Raw genomic sequence first — 15242 nt, forward strand, 5'->3', positions numbered from 1 at the left:
CTACGCAGCGCCGCGTAAAAATTTTGTTAAAAATAGAGTGAAACTGTCAGCACTCCGTTCCCTGCGCCGGACGGTGCAGCAGGTCCAGCCGGCGCACGAATTCGCGCAGCACGATCCGGTACAACTCGTCCCCGAGCACGCTGTCTTCGGCGCCGGCGTCGATATTCGGGTTGTCGTTCACTTCGATCACCACCGGCCCGCGCGACGTCATCTTCATGTCCACGCCATACAGGCCGTCGCCGATCAGGTTCGCCGCGTGCAGCGCGTGGGCCAGCAAGTCGGCCGGTGCCTCGTCCAGCGGCACGGCGCTTGCCATGCCAAATTCAGCCTTGCCATTGGCATCGCGCTTGGCGACCTGCCAGTGGCCCTTGGACATCCAGTATTTGCTGGCGAAGATCACCTGGCGATTGAGCACGCCAATGCGCCAGTCGAATTCGGTGAACATGTATTCCTGCACCAGGATCAGCGCCGATTGCTGCAGCAGTTCTTCGGCCACGCGGGCGAATTCAGCCGCATCCTTTACCTTCATCACGCCGCGCGAAAACGCGCCATCGGGGATTTTCACCACCATCGGATAATCGATCTGTGCCTCGATCGCGGCCAGCGCTTGGGCGTCGGCGTGCTGCAGCGTGAAGGTGCGCGGTGTGGGCACCCCGTGCAGGCGCAGCAGGTCGGCCAGGTACACTTTGTTGGTGCAACGCAGGATCGATCCGGCGTCGTCGATGACCACCAGCCCTTCGCTCTCGGCCTTCTTGGCAAACAGGTAGGTGTGATGGTTGACAGCCGTGGTCTCGCGGATGAATAGCGCATCGAACTCGGCCAGGCGCGCAAAGTCCTGGCGCCCGATCAGTTCAACCGTCAGGCCCAGTTCGCGCCCTACTGCGCCAAGTCGGGCCAGCGCCCCGGTGTTACTCGGCGCCAGCTCTTCATCGGGATCGTGCAGCACGGCGATGCGGTAGCGGTAGCGCCGCGCGCCAGGCGCCGGCTGCGGCAAGCCGGTGAATGCACCCAAGGCCGCCTCGCAAGCCGCGCGGCCATGCTCGCCCAGTGCCTTGAGTCCCTGGGTGCGGATTGCCGCGATATGCCACGCTTCGCCGCGCTCGTCGCCGCGCGCAAATTCGACCCGCATCAGCGGCGCCGGAAAGGTCTCGAAAATGCTGCGCGCCACCGCCGACAGCGGCGTGTAGTCGGTGCGGCCGAACCGGATGTCCATTGAAAACTCGACCGGCATCGGGGCGCTGCCGTCGGCGCCCAGCACATCATTCAGGGCGCGATCGAGTTCTCCCGTATCAAGCGAATAGATCGCCTTGCGCGACAAGTCATTGATCGTCTTCACCGACGGCAGCACCTGCTGGCCGCGCGCCTGCGCCATCAGCGAGCAGTAGTAGCCGGCCGACAGGTATTTGTAGCTGCGGCACAGGTTGATGACCAGGATGTCTGCGTCCGGCACAGGGTTGGCCAGGAAGTCATCGGCTTCGATGACGGTGCAACCGGGGCGCGAGGCGCGCCAGTCGCCGGCACGGTCGACGATGATCAGGAAGGTGGGCCCATCAGGTTCGGGTTCGGGTTCGGCAGGCGCTGCCTGGGTCGCCGTGATGGCGGGGGAAATCATGCGAAGCGTAGTCATTGACGGTATCGGAGTTGATCGGGGGTGGATCGAAACGCTCGCCTGGCTCGATGGCCGGCGCTGTGCAGACTCTAGCGACTGGACCGTAAAAACCGCGTAAAGAAAGCGGCCCAACGCGACAAGCCCGCGTAAATGACGCGCTCATCACCTCGCGCAGGTTTCATGCAGGCCGGTCGGGGCGCAGCAAGGCCCACAACTGAACATCGATCGCTTTTTCATCGACACGCCAGCGCGCGCGCAGCAGCCCTTCGCAGCGAAATCCAAGACGAGCCAGGAGCGCCGTCGATGCGTCGTTGCCGGGGATGACTTCAGCTTCGATGCGGACCAGGCCGAGCGCATCGAAACCGTACGCCATCAGCGCGCGCACGGCTTCGCCGGCCAGGCCCTGCCCCCAGTACGGCCGCGCCAGCAGATAGCCGAGCGTGGCGCGACGATGCTGCGGATGGATGTCGAACAGCGCGCAACTGCCTGCCAGGCCGCCGTCGCTGCGGCTGACGATGACCATGTGTAGCCCGCCGCCCCTGGCGCGGTCAGTCTGCGCTTCGGCGATCGCCGCGTGCGCTTGCTCGGGGCATGTCCACACCGGGTGGCTCCAGTGGCGCATCACTTCGCGGTCGCCATACAGCGCCAGCAAGCCGTGGGTGTCGGCGTCCGTCGGCACGCGCAGGCAGAGGCGCGGTGTCACCAGGCTGGTGGGGTCGATCGGGGTCATGTCGTGGCTCGCTTCGCATTGGAAAAGCGCGCAGCTTAGCCCTGCCCCGCAGGCCGCGACAGGGCGCGTTTACACGGCATTGACGGAGGCGCCCGCCCCTTTTGTCCTGTTTTTACGGGCGCCCCGCTATGCTGGCGAACATCGCATCAACTTCGGAAGGGTTTCAATGATCATCGCCATCGTCAACCAGCACGGCACCCCGGAGCGCACCGTCGTGGCGCGCAACCTGGCGGTTCTGCGCGCACGCAGCGGCAGACGCGTATGCCTGATGACCACCGCCGCAGGTGCGGACAGCGACTGGTGCAATGACCGCAGCAGCGGCGGCGTGCGGCCCTGGATCGACACGCGCCACGTGGGCAGTCGCGCCGTCGAAACGCGCCTGGCCGCGCTGCGCCCGCTGTTCAACGACATCCTGATCGACGCCGGTGCGCGCGATACCGACGGTTGCCGCTGCGTGCTGGCAGCCAGCCGCCTGGTGGTGGTCCCGGTGCGAGGCGGCGCGCTCGACCTCGACCTGCAATACCGCCTGCTGGCCCGGTTGAACGGTGCGCGCGTATTGAATCCTGGCCTGCGGGTGCTGTTCGTCGCCGTCAGTGGACAAGCCGGGCCGGACGCCAACGAGCGCGCCGCCGTGCTCGCGCACGTGAGTCGGGTGCAGAACGCCACGCTGGCATCGACCATCCTGCACGCACCGGCCACCTTCGATTATGGCCTGGGGCGCTGCGTGTCGGATGCGGCGGCGTGCGACCCGGACGCCGCCGCCGAAATGCAGGCGCTGTACGACGAGGTCTATGCCACGCTGCCGACGATGACGCATTCGATGGAAGCGCAGATGGGCGCGGGTCATGCGCTCTGGCGCTGAAGGTGCTGACACCGTGTTTACGCGCGGCGCGCCACTATTTGCAGTTTATTTATACGCCATACCGCAACGCGAAGGAGATGGATCATGCGGCATGCAACGTCCAATGATCCGGCCACGCGACGCGCAGCAAACGTGACCACTCAAGCCTTCGCGGATAGTGCCATCAGGCTGGCAACACCGCACGACATCGCGGCCTTGGTGGCCATTGAAAACGCCAGCTTTCCCGGCGACCGGCTCGACCGGCGCCGCTTTCGCTACCTACTCAGACAGGCCAACAGCGTGACCTTCGTCGACGTGGACGGCGCCGCCGTGCGGGGCTATATCCTGCTGTTGCTACGGAATGACTGGCGGGGTGCGCGGGTGTATTCCATCGCCACGCATCCGGCCCATTTGGGCTGCGGCGTGGCCGCACGCCTGCTGACTGCGGCCGAGCGCTGGGCTGCGGCCCACGGCTGCGTGGAAGTGCGTCTCGAAGTCCGGTCCGACAACACCGCCTCGCTCGCGCTGTTTCACAAGCGCGGCTACGTCGCTTTCGGAAGCCATCGTGCTTACTACCACGACGGCATGGATGCGCTGCGGCTGCACAGGACGCTGGCGCTGCAACCTTGAGTTTCGCTAGACAGTCATGCAGCGCCCAGCTGGGCCATTGCGCGATGATACTTCTCCGTCCTCGCTATGTCGGCAGCTGTAGGCGCCGCGATGCGAGCCAGGTCAGCATTGTCCTGGAGGTCCGCATGTTTCACGCGCCTGCCAATCGGGTTCCTGGCTGCTCGCGCAACAAAGGCCTCGTATGTTTCATCGTCTCGCCGCGTCACAGAATCCAATGCCTCAAGAATGTAGCCGGGAAAGCCTTCAGCCGCGAGCTGGTCAAGGGTGAGATCGGTATCCTCGATCACATCGTGTAGGATTGCGACGATGCGCTCGGCGTCGTTGGACATCGCCTGCATGACACGCAGTGGGTGCTCCATGTACGGACGGCCTGCCTTGTCTACCTGACCGGCGTGCTGTTTCTCTGCAATCGCCATTGCGCGTTCAAGGAGAGCTTGGAGTAATGTATCTGTCTTCATCGGTTGTTCCTTAAATCAATGCTTACTGCTGCTCGACGTTCTGCCAGCACGTATCCATCTTGATCGTCAACTTCAAGTATTTACCAACATCGCCATGCCGCTGGCCGATGTCATCTTCAAAAATTCCACCTTTCGGGTTAATACCCATGCGAAGTTGAGACGTGCATACGGCCCACCTGGGTTCAGACCGGCCACAGGTTTATTCGAGCATGCTGTGGAGTGAGTATGCCATTCCTAGCACTGGCTACTCCATACTTGTACTGATTCAAAACCGCAATCTTTAAGCGCTGTAATTGCTTCTTCTGCACATTTTTTATTCCGAGCTATAAAAAATGAAGTTTTACCTGAGAGAACGTTATCTATCGCTGCCTTTGCTTCCGATAGACCTAGGCCAGATTTTTCTTTTACCAACCGTATTGCGCGTATCTTATCGACTGTTGGATTACAGGCCAAAATCTTTACCTTGTCGGTTGGCGCCCCATATGGATCGCCACATGCGTCGAATGCTTTTAAATAGTGATCCACCGAAAAACCTGAACCTGTCTCGAAGATTTCACCACTTTCACGGCTAATCAAAACCGGGCCGTTCCCTACGAAAATGTCTTCAAACCTGCCAGTCTCAATGAATTTTTTATTTTGGTAGAAAAATATGAAGCAGCGTGGGTACTCACGCGATGCACTTTCCATCAAGGAACAATCAGGCCTCGATGCTAACACTTTACGTTCGAATATTTCTCTCGCATCATCAAGGTTCATTATGCCTCTCCACTGGTCAGCGACATTCACTTTGGGCTCAATTGCCACCGTTTGCTCTTGGCCGATTCCTGCCTGTCGCGACCGGCTGGTTCCGACCCGAATCGGACACTTGCACGGCTACCCAACTAATGCTCGTCTACCAGTGAAATAAGTAATTCCCCAACACCTTCCTCTTCAAGATTGTCATCAAGAATGATATGAATTCGACGGTGAGGAAAGGAAGCAGCAGCGCTGGCTGTCCATGTCTTTTCAAGAAATCGGCCCAGCTCACGAATTTCGTCGCCCGACTGTTCGTCAGCATCGCAGAACATAGTCGATAGATCGATGACGTTCATAAACACTTGAGCATTACGGTCATCGGATCCTTTCCTCAATTCGTCGAGGCGCTCCTGCGTGAACAAATCCGCTAAATAGAGGCGGTCTTGGACCTCTACAAACTCTGGAAAGATGAGCCGAGCGTATGCAGTGAACTGTGTAAAAGAACCAGTGTTGATGATCCAATCTAATGAACTTATGCCACGTCCGCTGTTCCACGTGGCAAGTTCAGCAGCGAATACTTTGGAAGTTTGCATGATGCTTTCCTCGATATAATGTACCGGATGTACCGAGCACTCGACTGGGTTGGGATCGTCCGCTTTTGGCCGAAATTGGCTGGTCGCTGTCAGGCCGGTTTCGACCCGAAGCAGACATAGGCGACCGTCAGGACGCTGGCAAACTGTCCGGTTCCATCAACAGGAAAATCGAGTGTCCCTCTCTCCCTGGTCCATGTGCTAAAGACTGAAGATGGAGAAGAAAACCTGCTAAATCAATTGGGTTAGTGTCGAGTGGTTTCCATGGCAATAGCTGTGCCCAACGCGCGCCAGCATCCATCAATTCCTCAGCCGAAGCGTCTCTAACTGTAACCTGCAGACAGTCACTGAGTTCACGGAACGGTTCAAGGGATAACGGTACTGGTTCAGCGGAAAACTCAGCTGTTCCCGTGAGTGCCTCACCTAGCGAAATAAGCGCACTAGCATCGGGCATTGTAATGCCAGTACAGGCAAATCGATCACATGCTTCTTCTAAGCTGCAAATAACGATCTGCTCTCTTTTGCATCCGAAAAAATCGACTTGGATCATCTGTGCGTCTATGGTTTCATTGTCCGAAAAGCTACATGGGGATTTAGGACCGCTTTTGGCCGAAAGCAGAAGTTCGCCAGGGCATGTCCGCCTTGGCCTCTTATGTGAAACTTTAGTGTTTTTTGTCGAACTTTATTGCTCATCCGCATGAGTGCCGCGTGGCTATAAAGAACAATGATTTCACATTGTTTCCGATTCAGCCTTGCACTAAAAACGGCAACACCCGTTCAAGCAGCATATCCGGCGCTTCTTCGGCAATGTAGTGCCCGCACGGCAGCGCCCCACCCTGCATATCGGCGGCCACCCGCTGCCACTCCGCAAGCGGATTAAAACAACGCCCGACCACGCCCTGCTCGCCCCACAGCACCATCAGCGGCAGCGCCAGGTGCTTTCCGGCATCGCGGTCAAGCCGGTCGTGCTCAAGGTCGATCGTCGCCGCAGCCCGGTAATCTTCGCAGATGCCGTGCGCGGCGCCCGGCAACGCCAGGCAGCGCTGGTACTCGGCCAGCGCACGCGGATCGAACGGCGCCAGCCCAGCGCTGCGCTTGCCCATCACGTCCCGCACGTACGCAGCCGGATCGGCCTCGATCAGACGCTCGGGCATTGGTGCCGGCTGGATCAGGAAGAACCAGTGCCAGTAGGCGCGCGCAAACGTGTCCGATGTCTGCTCGTACATCGCGAGTGTCGGCGCGATGTCCAGCAGCGCCATCCGCTCGACGGCCTGCGGATGGTCCAGCGCCAGCCGGTGCGCAACGCGCGCGCCGCGATCGTGGGCCAGCACGCGGAAGGTGGCAAATCCCAGTGACTGCATCACCGCCACCATGTCGGCCGCCATCGCACGCTTGCTGTAGTTGGCGTGGTCCGGCGCACCCTGCGGTTTGGACGAATCGCCGTAGCCACGCAGGTCGCAGGCCACGACCGTGAAGTACTCGGCCAGGCGTGGCGCGACGCGGTGCCAGATGGCGTGCGTTTGCGGGTGACCGTGCAGCAGTAGAAGCGGCGGGCCGGAACCACCGACGATGGCGTTGATGGTAACGGTCGGATCGATCTCGACTTGCAGGGCGCGAAAATGGGGGAACAGGTCTGTCATGGTGTCTCGTGATTGGTCTCGTGATTCGTCTCGTTACTGGCGTGTTGCTATGCAAGCTTGATGGGTCTCGTAGCGCCACCACTATACAAGCCGGTGCCCCTGCAGTGCGGCGGCACGCTGCATTCTTGCCGCGCGTTCTGCTGCGTGCGCCAGCGCCTCGCGGCGCAGCCGGGCCGCAACGCGCAGCGTCCCGATGCCGCCTGCAATCAGCATGATCGCCAGCGCCACAAACAACCACTCCGCGGGATTGATCCCATCCGCGTAGACGACGGCGCGCCCGGGCTGGCCGGGCTGATAGCGGACCGTGATCGGATCACCCGGCTGCTGGTGGGCGAAACGCGCCTGCATGACGGCGTGCGCGCGGTCGCACTGCACACCGCTCAACCACGACGTGGCCTGGCGCCTGCCGGTAAATTCCCGGCCGCCCACAGTGTAGCGATAGCGCAGCTGTATGCACCATTGGGTCGAGCGGCCTGTGGATTTGTAGAGCGTGCTGCTGGTGATCTGCGCCCGCGCCTTTGGCCAGTCCCAAGCCGCGTACTTGTCGAACAAGGTCACGCACATGAACACGCTGATCGCCATGCCGGCGAGCAGAAATCCCCATCCGAGGAGTGAATGAAGCTGGGGGTCCGGTGGAAATGTGGGCTCGGCCCGGGGCGCTGATGTTGGCTGGCTCATTGCTTGGAGGGGCTGGATCGTGGTGCCATCGTGCCGTGAATCCGGCGCGCTGGCAATCACGCTCCATCACCTTATGCAGCAGGCATCGGCATGCGCTCGCTCGCGCGTTGCGTACCGCACTTACATGAACCTGACATCCCGCCATTGTTGTAATTACGTCATTCGCGATTAGCACGAATTGACACCATGGCAAGCGCTGAGCAGTATGGAATGGAGGTCCCGGCCTCGCCCTTCCCAGTGGAACACCCGCGTTTGAATATCAAAGGATTGCACCATGCAGAGAGCCAAGACGGAAAAGACAGCAGTTGCCCTTGCCATTGCCGCGCTGTGCGCAGGCTTTGCCCACGCCCAGGAGGCGCCGCAAGCCGAGACCACCGCAGCGTCCGCGACGGTCGTCGTCACCGGTACCCGGGTGGCCAACCGCACCGTGCTCGATACCACTGCACCGGTCGACGTGATCTCGGCCGAGACCCTGAAGAACTCGGGCAGCACCGAACTGACGCAGGCGCTGTCGATGGCCCTGCCTTCGCTGAACTTCCCGCGCCCGGCGCTGACTGACGGCACCGACACGATCCGCCCTGCCACCCTGCGCGGCATGTCGCCTGACCAGACCCTGGTGCTGGTGAACTCCAAGCGCCGCCATGCCTCGTCGCTGGTGAACGTGAACGGCTCGATTGGCCGCGGTTCGGCGGCGGTCGACCTGAACACCATCCCCACCGCGATCGTCAAAACGGTCGAGGTGCTGCGTGACGGCGCTGCGGCCCAGTATGGCTCAGACGCGATCTCGGGCGTCGTCAACATGCGCCTGCGCACTGACCGTACGGGCGGCGAAGCGACCGTCAATTACGGCGCCAACAAGACCGAATACGATCTGTACAACGCAGCGCCGCCGGCCGGCGGCACCTGGACCGCCCCGGCCTCGCGCAAGCGCACCGATGGCCAGACTGCCACGGTCAGCATCTGGAAGGGCCTGGCGCTGGGCGAGACCGGCTACCTGACGATCGCCGGCGAATTCCGCGACCAGAACCGCACCGAGCGTGCCGGCTACGACATGCGCCAGCAGTACGCGCTGGTCAACGGCGCCTTCGATCCGCGCGAGAACACGATCAACCGTTTCAATGCGTGGACCGGTGAACCCGACATGAAGCAGTCCACGCTGTTTGCCAACGCGGGCAACGACATGGGCGGCGGCGTCAAGGTGTACGGCTGGGCGAGTTACCAGGACCGCGATGCTACATCGGCCGGCTATGCCCGCATTCCGCAGGACGCGCGCAACATCCAGTCGATCTACCCGGACGGCTTCCTGCCATTGATCTCGCCGACCGTGAAAGATTTTTCGGCCACCGGCGGCGTGACCTGGGTTGCCGGCGCATGGGACATGGATGCCTCGCTCGGCTACGGCAAGAACAAGATGGAGTACACCATCGAGAACACGCTGAACCGCTCCCTTGGGCCGACCAGCAAGACCGCGTTTTATGCGGGTGGCTATTCGTACGACCAGGCGGTGCTGAACCTGACCGGCGTGCGCAGCGTCGAGATGGCGTCGTTCTCGTCGCCACTGAACGTGGCCGTGGGTATCGAAGCGCGCCGCGAAGGCTATGAGCTGTTTGCCGGCGAAGAGCAGTCGTACAGCTTTGGCGGCGCGCTGCTGCCGAACGGGACGCCGACGGCGCCGGGCGCCCAGGTGTTCCCGGGCTTCCGGCCATCGAATGAAGTCGACGCGCACCGCAACGCGATTGGCGCCTTTGTCGATCTGGAAGCGAATGTCACGCCCGAGCTGCTGGCATCGGTGGCCGTGCGCGGCGAGCGCTATTCGGACTTCGGCAACAGCCTGGCTGGCAAGCTCGCGCTGCGCTACGACTTCAACCCGAACTTCGCCGTGCGCGGCGCGATCCAGAACGGCTTCCGCGCGCCCTCGCCGCAGCAGCAGAACTTCACCGCGACCTCCACCAACTTCATCAACGGCGTGCCGTTCGAGATCACCACCTTCCGCCCGGACGATCCGGTCGCCGTCGCGCTGGGCGCCAAGCCGCTCGACGCCGAGAAATCGATCAATGCGTCGCTCGGCGCCGTGATGCGCCTGGGCGCCGTCAGTCTGACGGTGGATGCCTACCGCATCGACATCGACGACCGCATCATCCTGTCCGAAAACCTGACGCAGACGAACGTGCGCAACTACATCGCCAGCCAGGGCTTCATCGGCGTGGGCGGCGGGCGCTTCTTCATCAACGGCGTCGACACCACCACCAAGGGCGTCGACATCGTGCTGAGCATGCCGTACAACGCCGGCGATGCGGGCAAGCTGGACTTCACGCTGGCCGCCAACTTCACCGACACCAAAGTGACCAAGACGCCGACGACGACGCAGCTCTCGAGCCTGAGCCCGGCGCCCGTGCTGTTTGATCGCCTCAACGTGCTGTCGCTTGAAAAAGGCCAGCCGAAGAACAAGGTCAGCGCCAACGTGAACTGGAAGCTGGGCCAGTGGGGCGCGACGCTGCGCGCCACGCGCTACGGCGAAGTGCTCTCGCCGGGCACCACGGCGGCGTTCGACTTCGAGATGGGCGCCAAGACCACGGTCGACCTGGAAGGCCGCCTGGCAGTCACGCCGAAGCTGACCCTGGCGCTGGGCGCGGACAACGTGTTCGACCAGTATCCCGAGACGCAGCCGCCATCCATCAACACCACCGGCAATACGCCGTTCTCGACGTATGCGCCGTTCGGTCGTGCGGGCCGCTATATCTACGGCCGCGCCACCTACGCGTTCTGACCTAGCGTTCCAGCACCTCGCCCAGCCTGTGGGCGAGGAAATCCACCAGCGCCGCCACCCGCGGCGCGAGTGCACCCTGCTTGTAGAACACGGCCCACACGGGCTGTGTCCACGGCAGGGTGTGTTCTTCCAGCACCGGCACCAGCCGCCCCGCCGCGACATCCGCGCGCGTCAGAAAATCCGACAGCGATGCAATCCCAGCGCCATGCAGCGCCAGCTGCCGCAGCGTCTCGCCGCTCGACGCCACCACCTGCGGCGTGATCGTCCAGCCTTCGCCGCCCTTATGGCGCAGCGGCCAGGTATTCAATAACGCCGGCGCCGTGAAGCCCAGCGTGCGATGCCCGGCCAGCGCCGCGGTGTCAGGCGGGGCACCATGACGTTCGAGATAGGCAGGTGAGGCCAGCACGCGCAGCCGCGCCGCGCCCAGGCGGCGCGCATTGAGCGTCGAATCGGGCAGCGCGCCGATGCGGATCGCCAGGTCGGCCCGCTCTTCGATCAGGTCGACATAGGTTTCGCCGCTGACCAGTTCCAGCGCGATCAGCGGATACGCATCCAGGAATTCGGCGACCAGCGGCGCAAGCAAGTGGCCCAGCGCTGGCGTGGCGGCATTCACGCGCACCAGGCCCGCCGGCTGCGAACGGCGCGCAGCCGCTTCGGCCTCGGTGTTGGCCAGGTCGGCCAGGATCGTCCGCGCCCGGCCCAGCAGCCAGGTGCCCTCTTCCGTCAATTGCAGGCGCCGCGTCGTGCGCTGGATCAGCGTCATGCCCAGGCTGCCCTCTAGGCGCGAGATGGTGCGCGAGACGCCCGACGGCGTCTGCCCCAGGCGCTCGGCAGCGCGTGAAAACGAGCCCGCATCCATGACTGCCGAAAACACAATCAGCGCATCCACGTCGATCATTGATGACTCCGAATCAAAAGTCCATTGTAGCCGGACCTGTTTTTCCGGGCTGGCAAAGACGGCACACTGCATGCCTGCCATCTCTGAGAAAGTACACCATGCCACTCGCACTCTGGGCGCTCGCATTGAGCGCTTTTGCCATCGGGACAACCGAATTTGTCATCGTCGGCCTGATCCCCACCATCGCCGCCAGCCTGCAGGTGTCGGTGCCCTCGGCGGGCCTCCTGGTCAGCCTGTACGCATTGGGCGTGGCCATCGGCGCGCCCCTGCTCACGGCCATGACGGGCCGCGTGCCGCGCAAGCAGCTCCTGCTTGGCCTGATGGTGCTGTTTACGATCGGGAATCTGGTGGCCTGGATGGCGCCGGACTACACGGCACTGATGGCCGCGCGCGTGCTCACGGGCCTGGCGCACGGCGTGTTCTTCTCGATCGGTTCGACCATCGCCACGAGCCTCGTGCCGAAGGAAAAAGCGGCCAGTGCGATCGCGCTGATGTTCACCGGCCTGACCGTGGCGCTGGTCACCGGCGTGCCACTCGGGACCTTCATCGGCCAGCACTTTGGCTGGCAGGCGACGTTTCTCGCGGTGTCGCTGCTGGGCGTGATTGCCGTCATCGGCAGCGCTATCCTGGTGCCATCCGATATCGCCGGCAGCAAGCCAGCGCCGCTCTTGATACAACTGGCGGTGCTGAAGAAGCCGCGCCTGCTGCTGGTGTATGCGATCACGACGCTCGGCTACGGCGGCAGCTTCATCGCCTTCACCTACCTGGCGCCGATCCTGCAGCAAGTGGCCGGCTTCGCCGCGTCGACCGTCAGCCTGGTGATGCTGGTGTATGGGGTCTCCGTAGCGGCCGGGAATATCTGGGGCGGCAAGCTGGCCGACCGCCTCGGTCCGGTGCGCGCGCTGCAGATCGTGTTCGCGCTGCTGGCGCTGGTGCTGTTCGTGCTGGCCTTCACGGCGCCGAGCAAACCGCTGGTGCTGATCACGGTCCTGGCCTGGGGCGCGGTCGCCTTCGGTAACGTGCCGGGCCTGCAAGTGTATGTGGTGCGGCGCGCCGAACGCGATGCGCCGCAGGCGGTCGATGTGGCATCCGGCTTGAACATCGCCGCCTTCAATGTCGGCATCGCGCTGGGCGCCTGGGGCGGTGGTCTGATTGTCGCGCACCTCGGCCTGATGGCCACGCCGTGGATCGGCGCGCTGGTGGTCGTGGGCGCCCTGCTGCTCACGACGCTGGCCGGCTGGCTCGATCGCCGCGACGGCGTGCCTGCAAAAGGCATGACCGCCGCGACGGTCACGCTGCACTGACCTGCTTACGCGTCCAGCTCGGGATAGCGACGGAAGATGCCGTCCTGGTTGAACGGAATACGGCGCGGCGATGCCAGGTAAGCCGCGATCTTCGGCCGCGCCGCCACCCGGTCACGCAGGCCGGTGAGCTCGGGATGCTCCTGCTCGATCTTCTTCATCGCATTGGGGAATGCGTAGCGCAAGCCCTCGATCACCTGGAACAGGGACAGGTCGGCGTAACTCACGCGCTCGCCCAGCAGGTAGTCGCGCGGCTCGGGATTGGCCAGCAGCCGCGCAAAATAGGCCATGAACTTGGGGATGCGCGTCTCGACAAAATCGGCCGCGCGGCGCTTGGCTTCGGGCTTCTGGTCTTCGTAGTACAGCATCGAGGCGATCGGGTGATGCGTGTCGTGCGCCTCGGTGACCAGGTCGGCGATCGTCAATTGCAGCTGGTGGACCCAGAGCCGGCCAGGTTCGGTGCGTGGCGCCAGGCCATGCTGTTCGCCCAGATACAGCAGGATGTTGGCCACCTGGCCGATGGTCTGCTCGCCGGCTTTCAGGAACGGCGGGGCAAAGGAAGGATGGTCGCCGACTTCGAGCGCGGCCATCAGCAGATCGACACCGCCATCGCGGCGCGCCACGTCGACGTAATCGGCGCCCGCTTCTTCCAGCGCCAGTCGTACGAATTCGCCGCGGCCCTGGATCGACGGCCAGTAATACAGTTCGTAGGGTTGCACCATGATTGCTTTTCCTGTTGATGGAGAAAAGTCATGGTAGACCGAACAGCAAGGCCGGGAAGCACGGTACGCCGGTCGTGCGGACTTTGCCTGTCGTCAGGCGACTGCGCACCACCGTTTGGCGATCGTTGGCGGCAGGTTGAAATGCTTCGCCGTTTCCGCAATCGAGGCCTTGTTTTCTTTCTTCCATGCCGAAACCTGGCTGGCGTTCGGCCTTTGCGGACTGGCCGTGCTGTCCTTGTCCTTGCCCTTGGCCGTCTTGGCGGTCGCAGCACGCGATGCCTGGCCGACGACGCGACTGGACGCCGTGCGGTGCATGCTGCGGGACTGCGTGTCATTCACAGATTCTTGCTCGGTCACAGGGCCCTGCGCGAGGGGGCCTTCCGGCGGCTGGTTGTGCGTCATAAAGTTCTTCCGTGCTGATAAATAAGTGCCGCCATTATGACCTGCTCCCAATGGCAAGCGGGCATTCGCCGCGGTCAACGTGACGCGACTGGCGTAGCGCGCCACAGACATGGACCGATTGTGGCTATTGAGCAACGCCTTTCGAGGGTCCGAACCCCGTCAGCAGGGCGACTGCCCCCGATCGTGTTGGTTCCTGACGAATCATTACACTTTCTCCAAGCACACGTTGGCGATCGGGAACATAATTGCACTGAGGAACTAATTTAATAAAGTTCACCCGTCACTTTTTTGTCCAATGGAGCGCCCATGATCATCGCGCGATTGACCCAACGCTGGCACGCCCTGCGCCACTGGCGCGCGCACCAGTCCCCCGATTCCCATGCCCGCTTCGAGGAGACGACCTTCACCCGGGCGTACCGCGATGCGGTACATGGCAGCGCCGGCATGATCCTGTGGCAGCACGATGGCGAGCATGGGCGCTTTGCGCTGCAACTGCGCACGGCGCAGCGTGACGATTCGCAGAATGGGTTGACCCTGACGCTGCTCGCCAATGACGCGGTGCTGCATCGCCTGTCCTGGACCTGGGCCGACGGTGCGCAGCTCGCGCTTCCGGTGGCGAGCGTGCCGCTGGTGACCCACAACGCCGGCCTGTGGCGCAATGCGGGTCCGGCCTTCGATGCGTTCGAGCGCGCCTTTCCGAACAACTCGCCCAGCTTCTTTGCGTTTGCCGCCCTGCAGGGCGCGGCGCAGGCGCTGGGCATCGACCGCGTGCTCGCGCTGCGCGCCACCGCGCACCCGACTTACCAGGCAGACCAGCACGCGACCTTCGAGAGCAGCTACGATGGTTTCTGGCGCATTCTAGGCGGCGCCGAACACGATGCGCGCCACTACCAGATCACGCTGCCGTTCTACCTCAAGCCGCTGGCCGACATGCCATCGAAGCACCGCAAGCGCGCCGCCCAGCGCCGCGATCAGTGGCGCGCAATTGGCGAAGCTGCGCGCACCACGCTGCTGCACTATATGGCCCCCGTTGCCACGACCGCTGCCGCGGCCAGAGCGCCCACCACCGCACAAGCCTGAACCTTCTCGACGCTTGCCAGATTCACCACGGCCGTCAAGCGCCGTGCTACACTCGCGCCTTCGCTAGGGGTCCTGGAACGTTGTTCCGGGTGAGACATACCCTTCGTACCTGATCTGGATAATGCCAGCGAAGGAAAGCGCAAAGCAGCCCTCCCGTTCGT

Annotated in this window: 16 protein-coding genes and 1 riboswitch; of the genes, 5 read left to right on the forward strand and 11 right to left on the reverse strand. The window is 62.9% G+C overall.

Features of this window, described 5'->3' with window-relative positions; all coding sequences use genetic code 11:
* Window positions 1–46: 46 nt before the first annotated feature.
* Together ACZ0AJ_RS12055 and ACZ0AJ_RS12060 are read right to left on the reverse strand one after the other, a co-directional pair.
* Complete coding sequence (locus ACZ0AJ_RS12055; protein WP_499454934.1) at window positions 47–1627, reverse strand: RimK family ATP-grasp domain-containing protein; 1581 nt, start codon at window positions 1625–1627, stop codon at window positions 47–49.
* Between the two features lie 160 nt (window positions 1628–1787).
* Window positions 1788–2339, reverse strand: coding sequence for a GNAT family N-acetyltransferase (locus ACZ0AJ_RS12060; protein ID WP_499454716.1), 552 nt, complete (start codon window positions 2337–2339; stop codon window positions 1788–1790).
* Between the two features lie 166 nt (window positions 2340–2505).
* On the opposite strand from ACZ0AJ_RS12060, the gene ACZ0AJ_RS12065 reads away from it, so the two are divergent.
* Both ACZ0AJ_RS12065 and ACZ0AJ_RS12070 read left to right on the forward strand, forming a co-directional pair.
* Window positions 2506–3201: a hypothetical protein gene (locus tag ACZ0AJ_RS12065; protein ID WP_499454718.1), complete on the forward strand. Its 696-nt coding sequence runs from the start codon at window positions 2506–2508 to the stop codon at window positions 3199–3201.
* Between the two features lie 84 nt (window positions 3202–3285).
* Window positions 3286–3810 (forward strand): GNAT family N-acetyltransferase, encoded by a 525-nt coding sequence (locus ACZ0AJ_RS12070; protein ID WP_499454720.1) that lies wholly within the window; start codon window positions 3286–3288, stop codon window positions 3808–3810.
* Window positions 3811–3824: 14 nt separating this feature from the next.
* Here ACZ0AJ_RS12070 and ACZ0AJ_RS12075 read toward each other — a convergent pair whose 3' ends face one another.
* From ACZ0AJ_RS12075 to ACZ0AJ_RS12100, 6 genes are all read right to left on the reverse strand, one after another.
* A complete protein-coding gene (locus ACZ0AJ_RS12075) occupies window positions 3825–4268 on the reverse strand; it encodes a GTP pyrophosphokinase (RefSeq protein WP_499454722.1) in 444 nt (147 codons plus the stop codon).
* Between the two features lie 234 nt (window positions 4269–4502).
* On the reverse strand, window positions 4503–5024 hold the full coding sequence (locus tag ACZ0AJ_RS12080) for a YrhB domain-containing protein (protein ID WP_499454724.1): 522 nt from the start codon (window positions 5022–5024) through the stop codon (window positions 4503–4505).
* Between the two features lie 125 nt (window positions 5025–5149).
* Window positions 5150–5596, reverse strand: coding sequence for a hypothetical protein (locus ACZ0AJ_RS12085; protein WP_499454725.1), 447 nt, complete (start codon window positions 5594–5596; stop codon window positions 5150–5152).
* A gap of 127 nt (window positions 5597–5723) precedes the next feature.
* Window positions 5724–6143: a hypothetical protein gene (locus tag ACZ0AJ_RS12090; protein WP_499454937.1), complete on the reverse strand. Its 420-nt coding sequence runs from the start codon at window positions 6141–6143 to the stop codon at window positions 5724–5726.
* Between the two features lie 196 nt (window positions 6144–6339).
* Window positions 6340–7233 (reverse strand): alpha/beta fold hydrolase, encoded by an 894-nt coding sequence (locus ACZ0AJ_RS12095; protein WP_499454727.1) that lies wholly within the window; start codon window positions 7231–7233, stop codon window positions 6340–6342.
* A gap of 81 nt (window positions 7234–7314) precedes the next feature.
* Entirely contained in the window at window positions 7315–7815 is a 501-nt protein-coding gene (locus tag ACZ0AJ_RS12100; RefSeq protein ID WP_499454939.1) for a DUF3592 domain-containing protein, read from the reverse strand.
* A gap of 370 nt (window positions 7816–8185) precedes the next feature.
* On the opposite strand from ACZ0AJ_RS12100, the gene ACZ0AJ_RS12105 reads away from it, so the two are divergent.
* Entirely contained in the window at window positions 8186–10678 is a 2493-nt protein-coding gene (locus ACZ0AJ_RS12105) for a TonB-dependent receptor plug domain-containing protein (protein WP_499454729.1), read from the forward strand.
* Window position 10679: 1 nt separating this feature from the next.
* Here the strand turns inward: ACZ0AJ_RS12105 and ACZ0AJ_RS12110 are convergent, their stop codons facing one another.
* Window positions 10680–11576, reverse strand: a complete 897-nt coding sequence (locus tag ACZ0AJ_RS12110) for a LysR family transcriptional regulator (protein ID WP_499454730.1) — start codon at window positions 11574–11576, stop codon at window positions 10680–10682.
* A gap of 98 nt (window positions 11577–11674) precedes the next feature.
* Here ACZ0AJ_RS12110 and ACZ0AJ_RS12115 point away from each other — a divergent pair, with 98 nt between their 5' ends.
* Window positions 11675–12880, forward strand: coding sequence for an MFS transporter (locus tag ACZ0AJ_RS12115; RefSeq protein WP_499454731.1), 1206 nt, complete (start codon window positions 11675–11677; stop codon window positions 12878–12880).
* A gap of 5 nt (window positions 12881–12885) precedes the next feature.
* Here the strand turns inward: ACZ0AJ_RS12115 and ACZ0AJ_RS12120 are convergent, their stop codons facing one another.
* Window positions 12886–13599, reverse strand: a complete 714-nt coding sequence (locus ACZ0AJ_RS12120) for a glutathione S-transferase (protein WP_499454733.1) — start codon at window positions 13597–13599, stop codon at window positions 12886–12888.
* A gap of 93 nt (window positions 13600–13692) precedes the next feature.
* Window positions 13693–14112, reverse strand: coding sequence for a hypothetical protein (locus ACZ0AJ_RS12125; protein ID WP_499454943.1), 420 nt, complete (start codon window positions 14110–14112; stop codon window positions 13693–13695).
* A 195-nt stretch (window positions 14113–14307) separates the two neighbouring features.
* Between ACZ0AJ_RS12125 and ACZ0AJ_RS12130 the strand changes: the two genes are divergently transcribed.
* Complete coding sequence (locus tag ACZ0AJ_RS12130; RefSeq protein WP_499454735.1) at window positions 14308–15081, forward strand: DUF535 family protein; 774 nt, start codon at window positions 14308–14310, stop codon at window positions 15079–15081.
* A gap of 55 nt (window positions 15082–15136) precedes the next feature.
* Window positions 15137–15234, forward strand: a riboswitch (TPP riboswitch).
* The last annotated feature ends 8 nt before the right edge of the window (window positions 15235–15242 follow it).

This window comes from Telluria sp. AC161 (assembly GCF_979258535.1).

Coding starts and splice junctions, on each gene's coding strand:
- ACZ0AJ_RS12085 (WP_499454725.1), bottom strand. CDS start 5,596: ATGCAAACTTCCAAAGTATTCGCTGCTGAACTTGCCACGTGGAACAGC.
- ACZ0AJ_RS12120 (WP_499454733.1), bottom strand. CDS start 13,599: ATGGTGCAACCCTACGAACTGTATTACTGGCCGTCGATCCAGGGCCGC.
- ACZ0AJ_RS12060 (WP_499454716.1), bottom strand. CDS start 2,339: ATGACCCCGATCGACCCCACCAGCCTGGTGACACCGCGCCTCTGCCTG.
- ACZ0AJ_RS12100 (WP_499454939.1), bottom strand. CDS start 7,815: ATGGCGATCAGCGTGTTCATGTGCGTGACCTTGTTCGACAAGTACGCG.
- ACZ0AJ_RS12090 (WP_499454937.1), bottom strand. CDS start 6,143: ATGATCCAAGTCGATTTTTTCGGATGCAAAAGAGAGCAGATCGTTATT.
- ACZ0AJ_RS12130 (WP_499454735.1), top strand. CDS start 14,308: ATGATCATCGCGCGATTGACCCAACGCTGGCACGCCCTGCGCCACTGG.
- ACZ0AJ_RS12115 (WP_499454731.1), top strand. CDS start 11,675: ATGCCACTCGCACTCTGGGCGCTCGCATTGAGCGCTTTTGCCATCGGG.
- ACZ0AJ_RS12095 (WP_499454727.1), bottom strand. CDS start 7,233: ATGACAGACCTGTTCCCCCATTTTCGCGCCCTGCAAGTCGAGATCGAT.
- ACZ0AJ_RS12105 (WP_499454729.1), top strand. CDS start 8,186: ATGCAGAGAGCCAAGACGGAAAAGACAGCAGTTGCCCTTGCCATTGCC.
- ACZ0AJ_RS12065 (WP_499454718.1), top strand. CDS start 2,506: ATGATCATCGCCATCGTCAACCAGCACGGCACCCCGGAGCGCACCGTC.
- ACZ0AJ_RS12125 (WP_499454943.1), bottom strand. CDS start 14,112: ATGTCTGTGGCGCGCTACGCCAGTCGCGTCACGTTGACCGCGGCGAAT.
- ACZ0AJ_RS12070 (WP_499454720.1), top strand. CDS start 3,286: ATGCGGCATGCAACGTCCAATGATCCGGCCACGCGACGCGCAGCAAAC.
- ACZ0AJ_RS12075 (WP_499454722.1), bottom strand. CDS start 4,268: ATGAAGACAGATACATTACTCCAAGCTCTCCTTGAACGCGCAATGGCG.
- ACZ0AJ_RS12080 (WP_499454724.1), bottom strand. CDS start 5,024: ATGAACCTTGATGATGCGAGAGAAATATTCGAACGTAAAGTGTTAGCA.
- ACZ0AJ_RS12110 (WP_499454730.1), bottom strand. CDS start 11,576: ATGATCGACGTGGATGCGCTGATTGTGTTTTCGGCAGTCATGGATGCG.
- ACZ0AJ_RS12055 (WP_499454934.1), bottom strand. CDS start 1,627: ATGACTACGCTTCGCATGATTTCCCCCGCCATCACGGCGACCCAGGCA.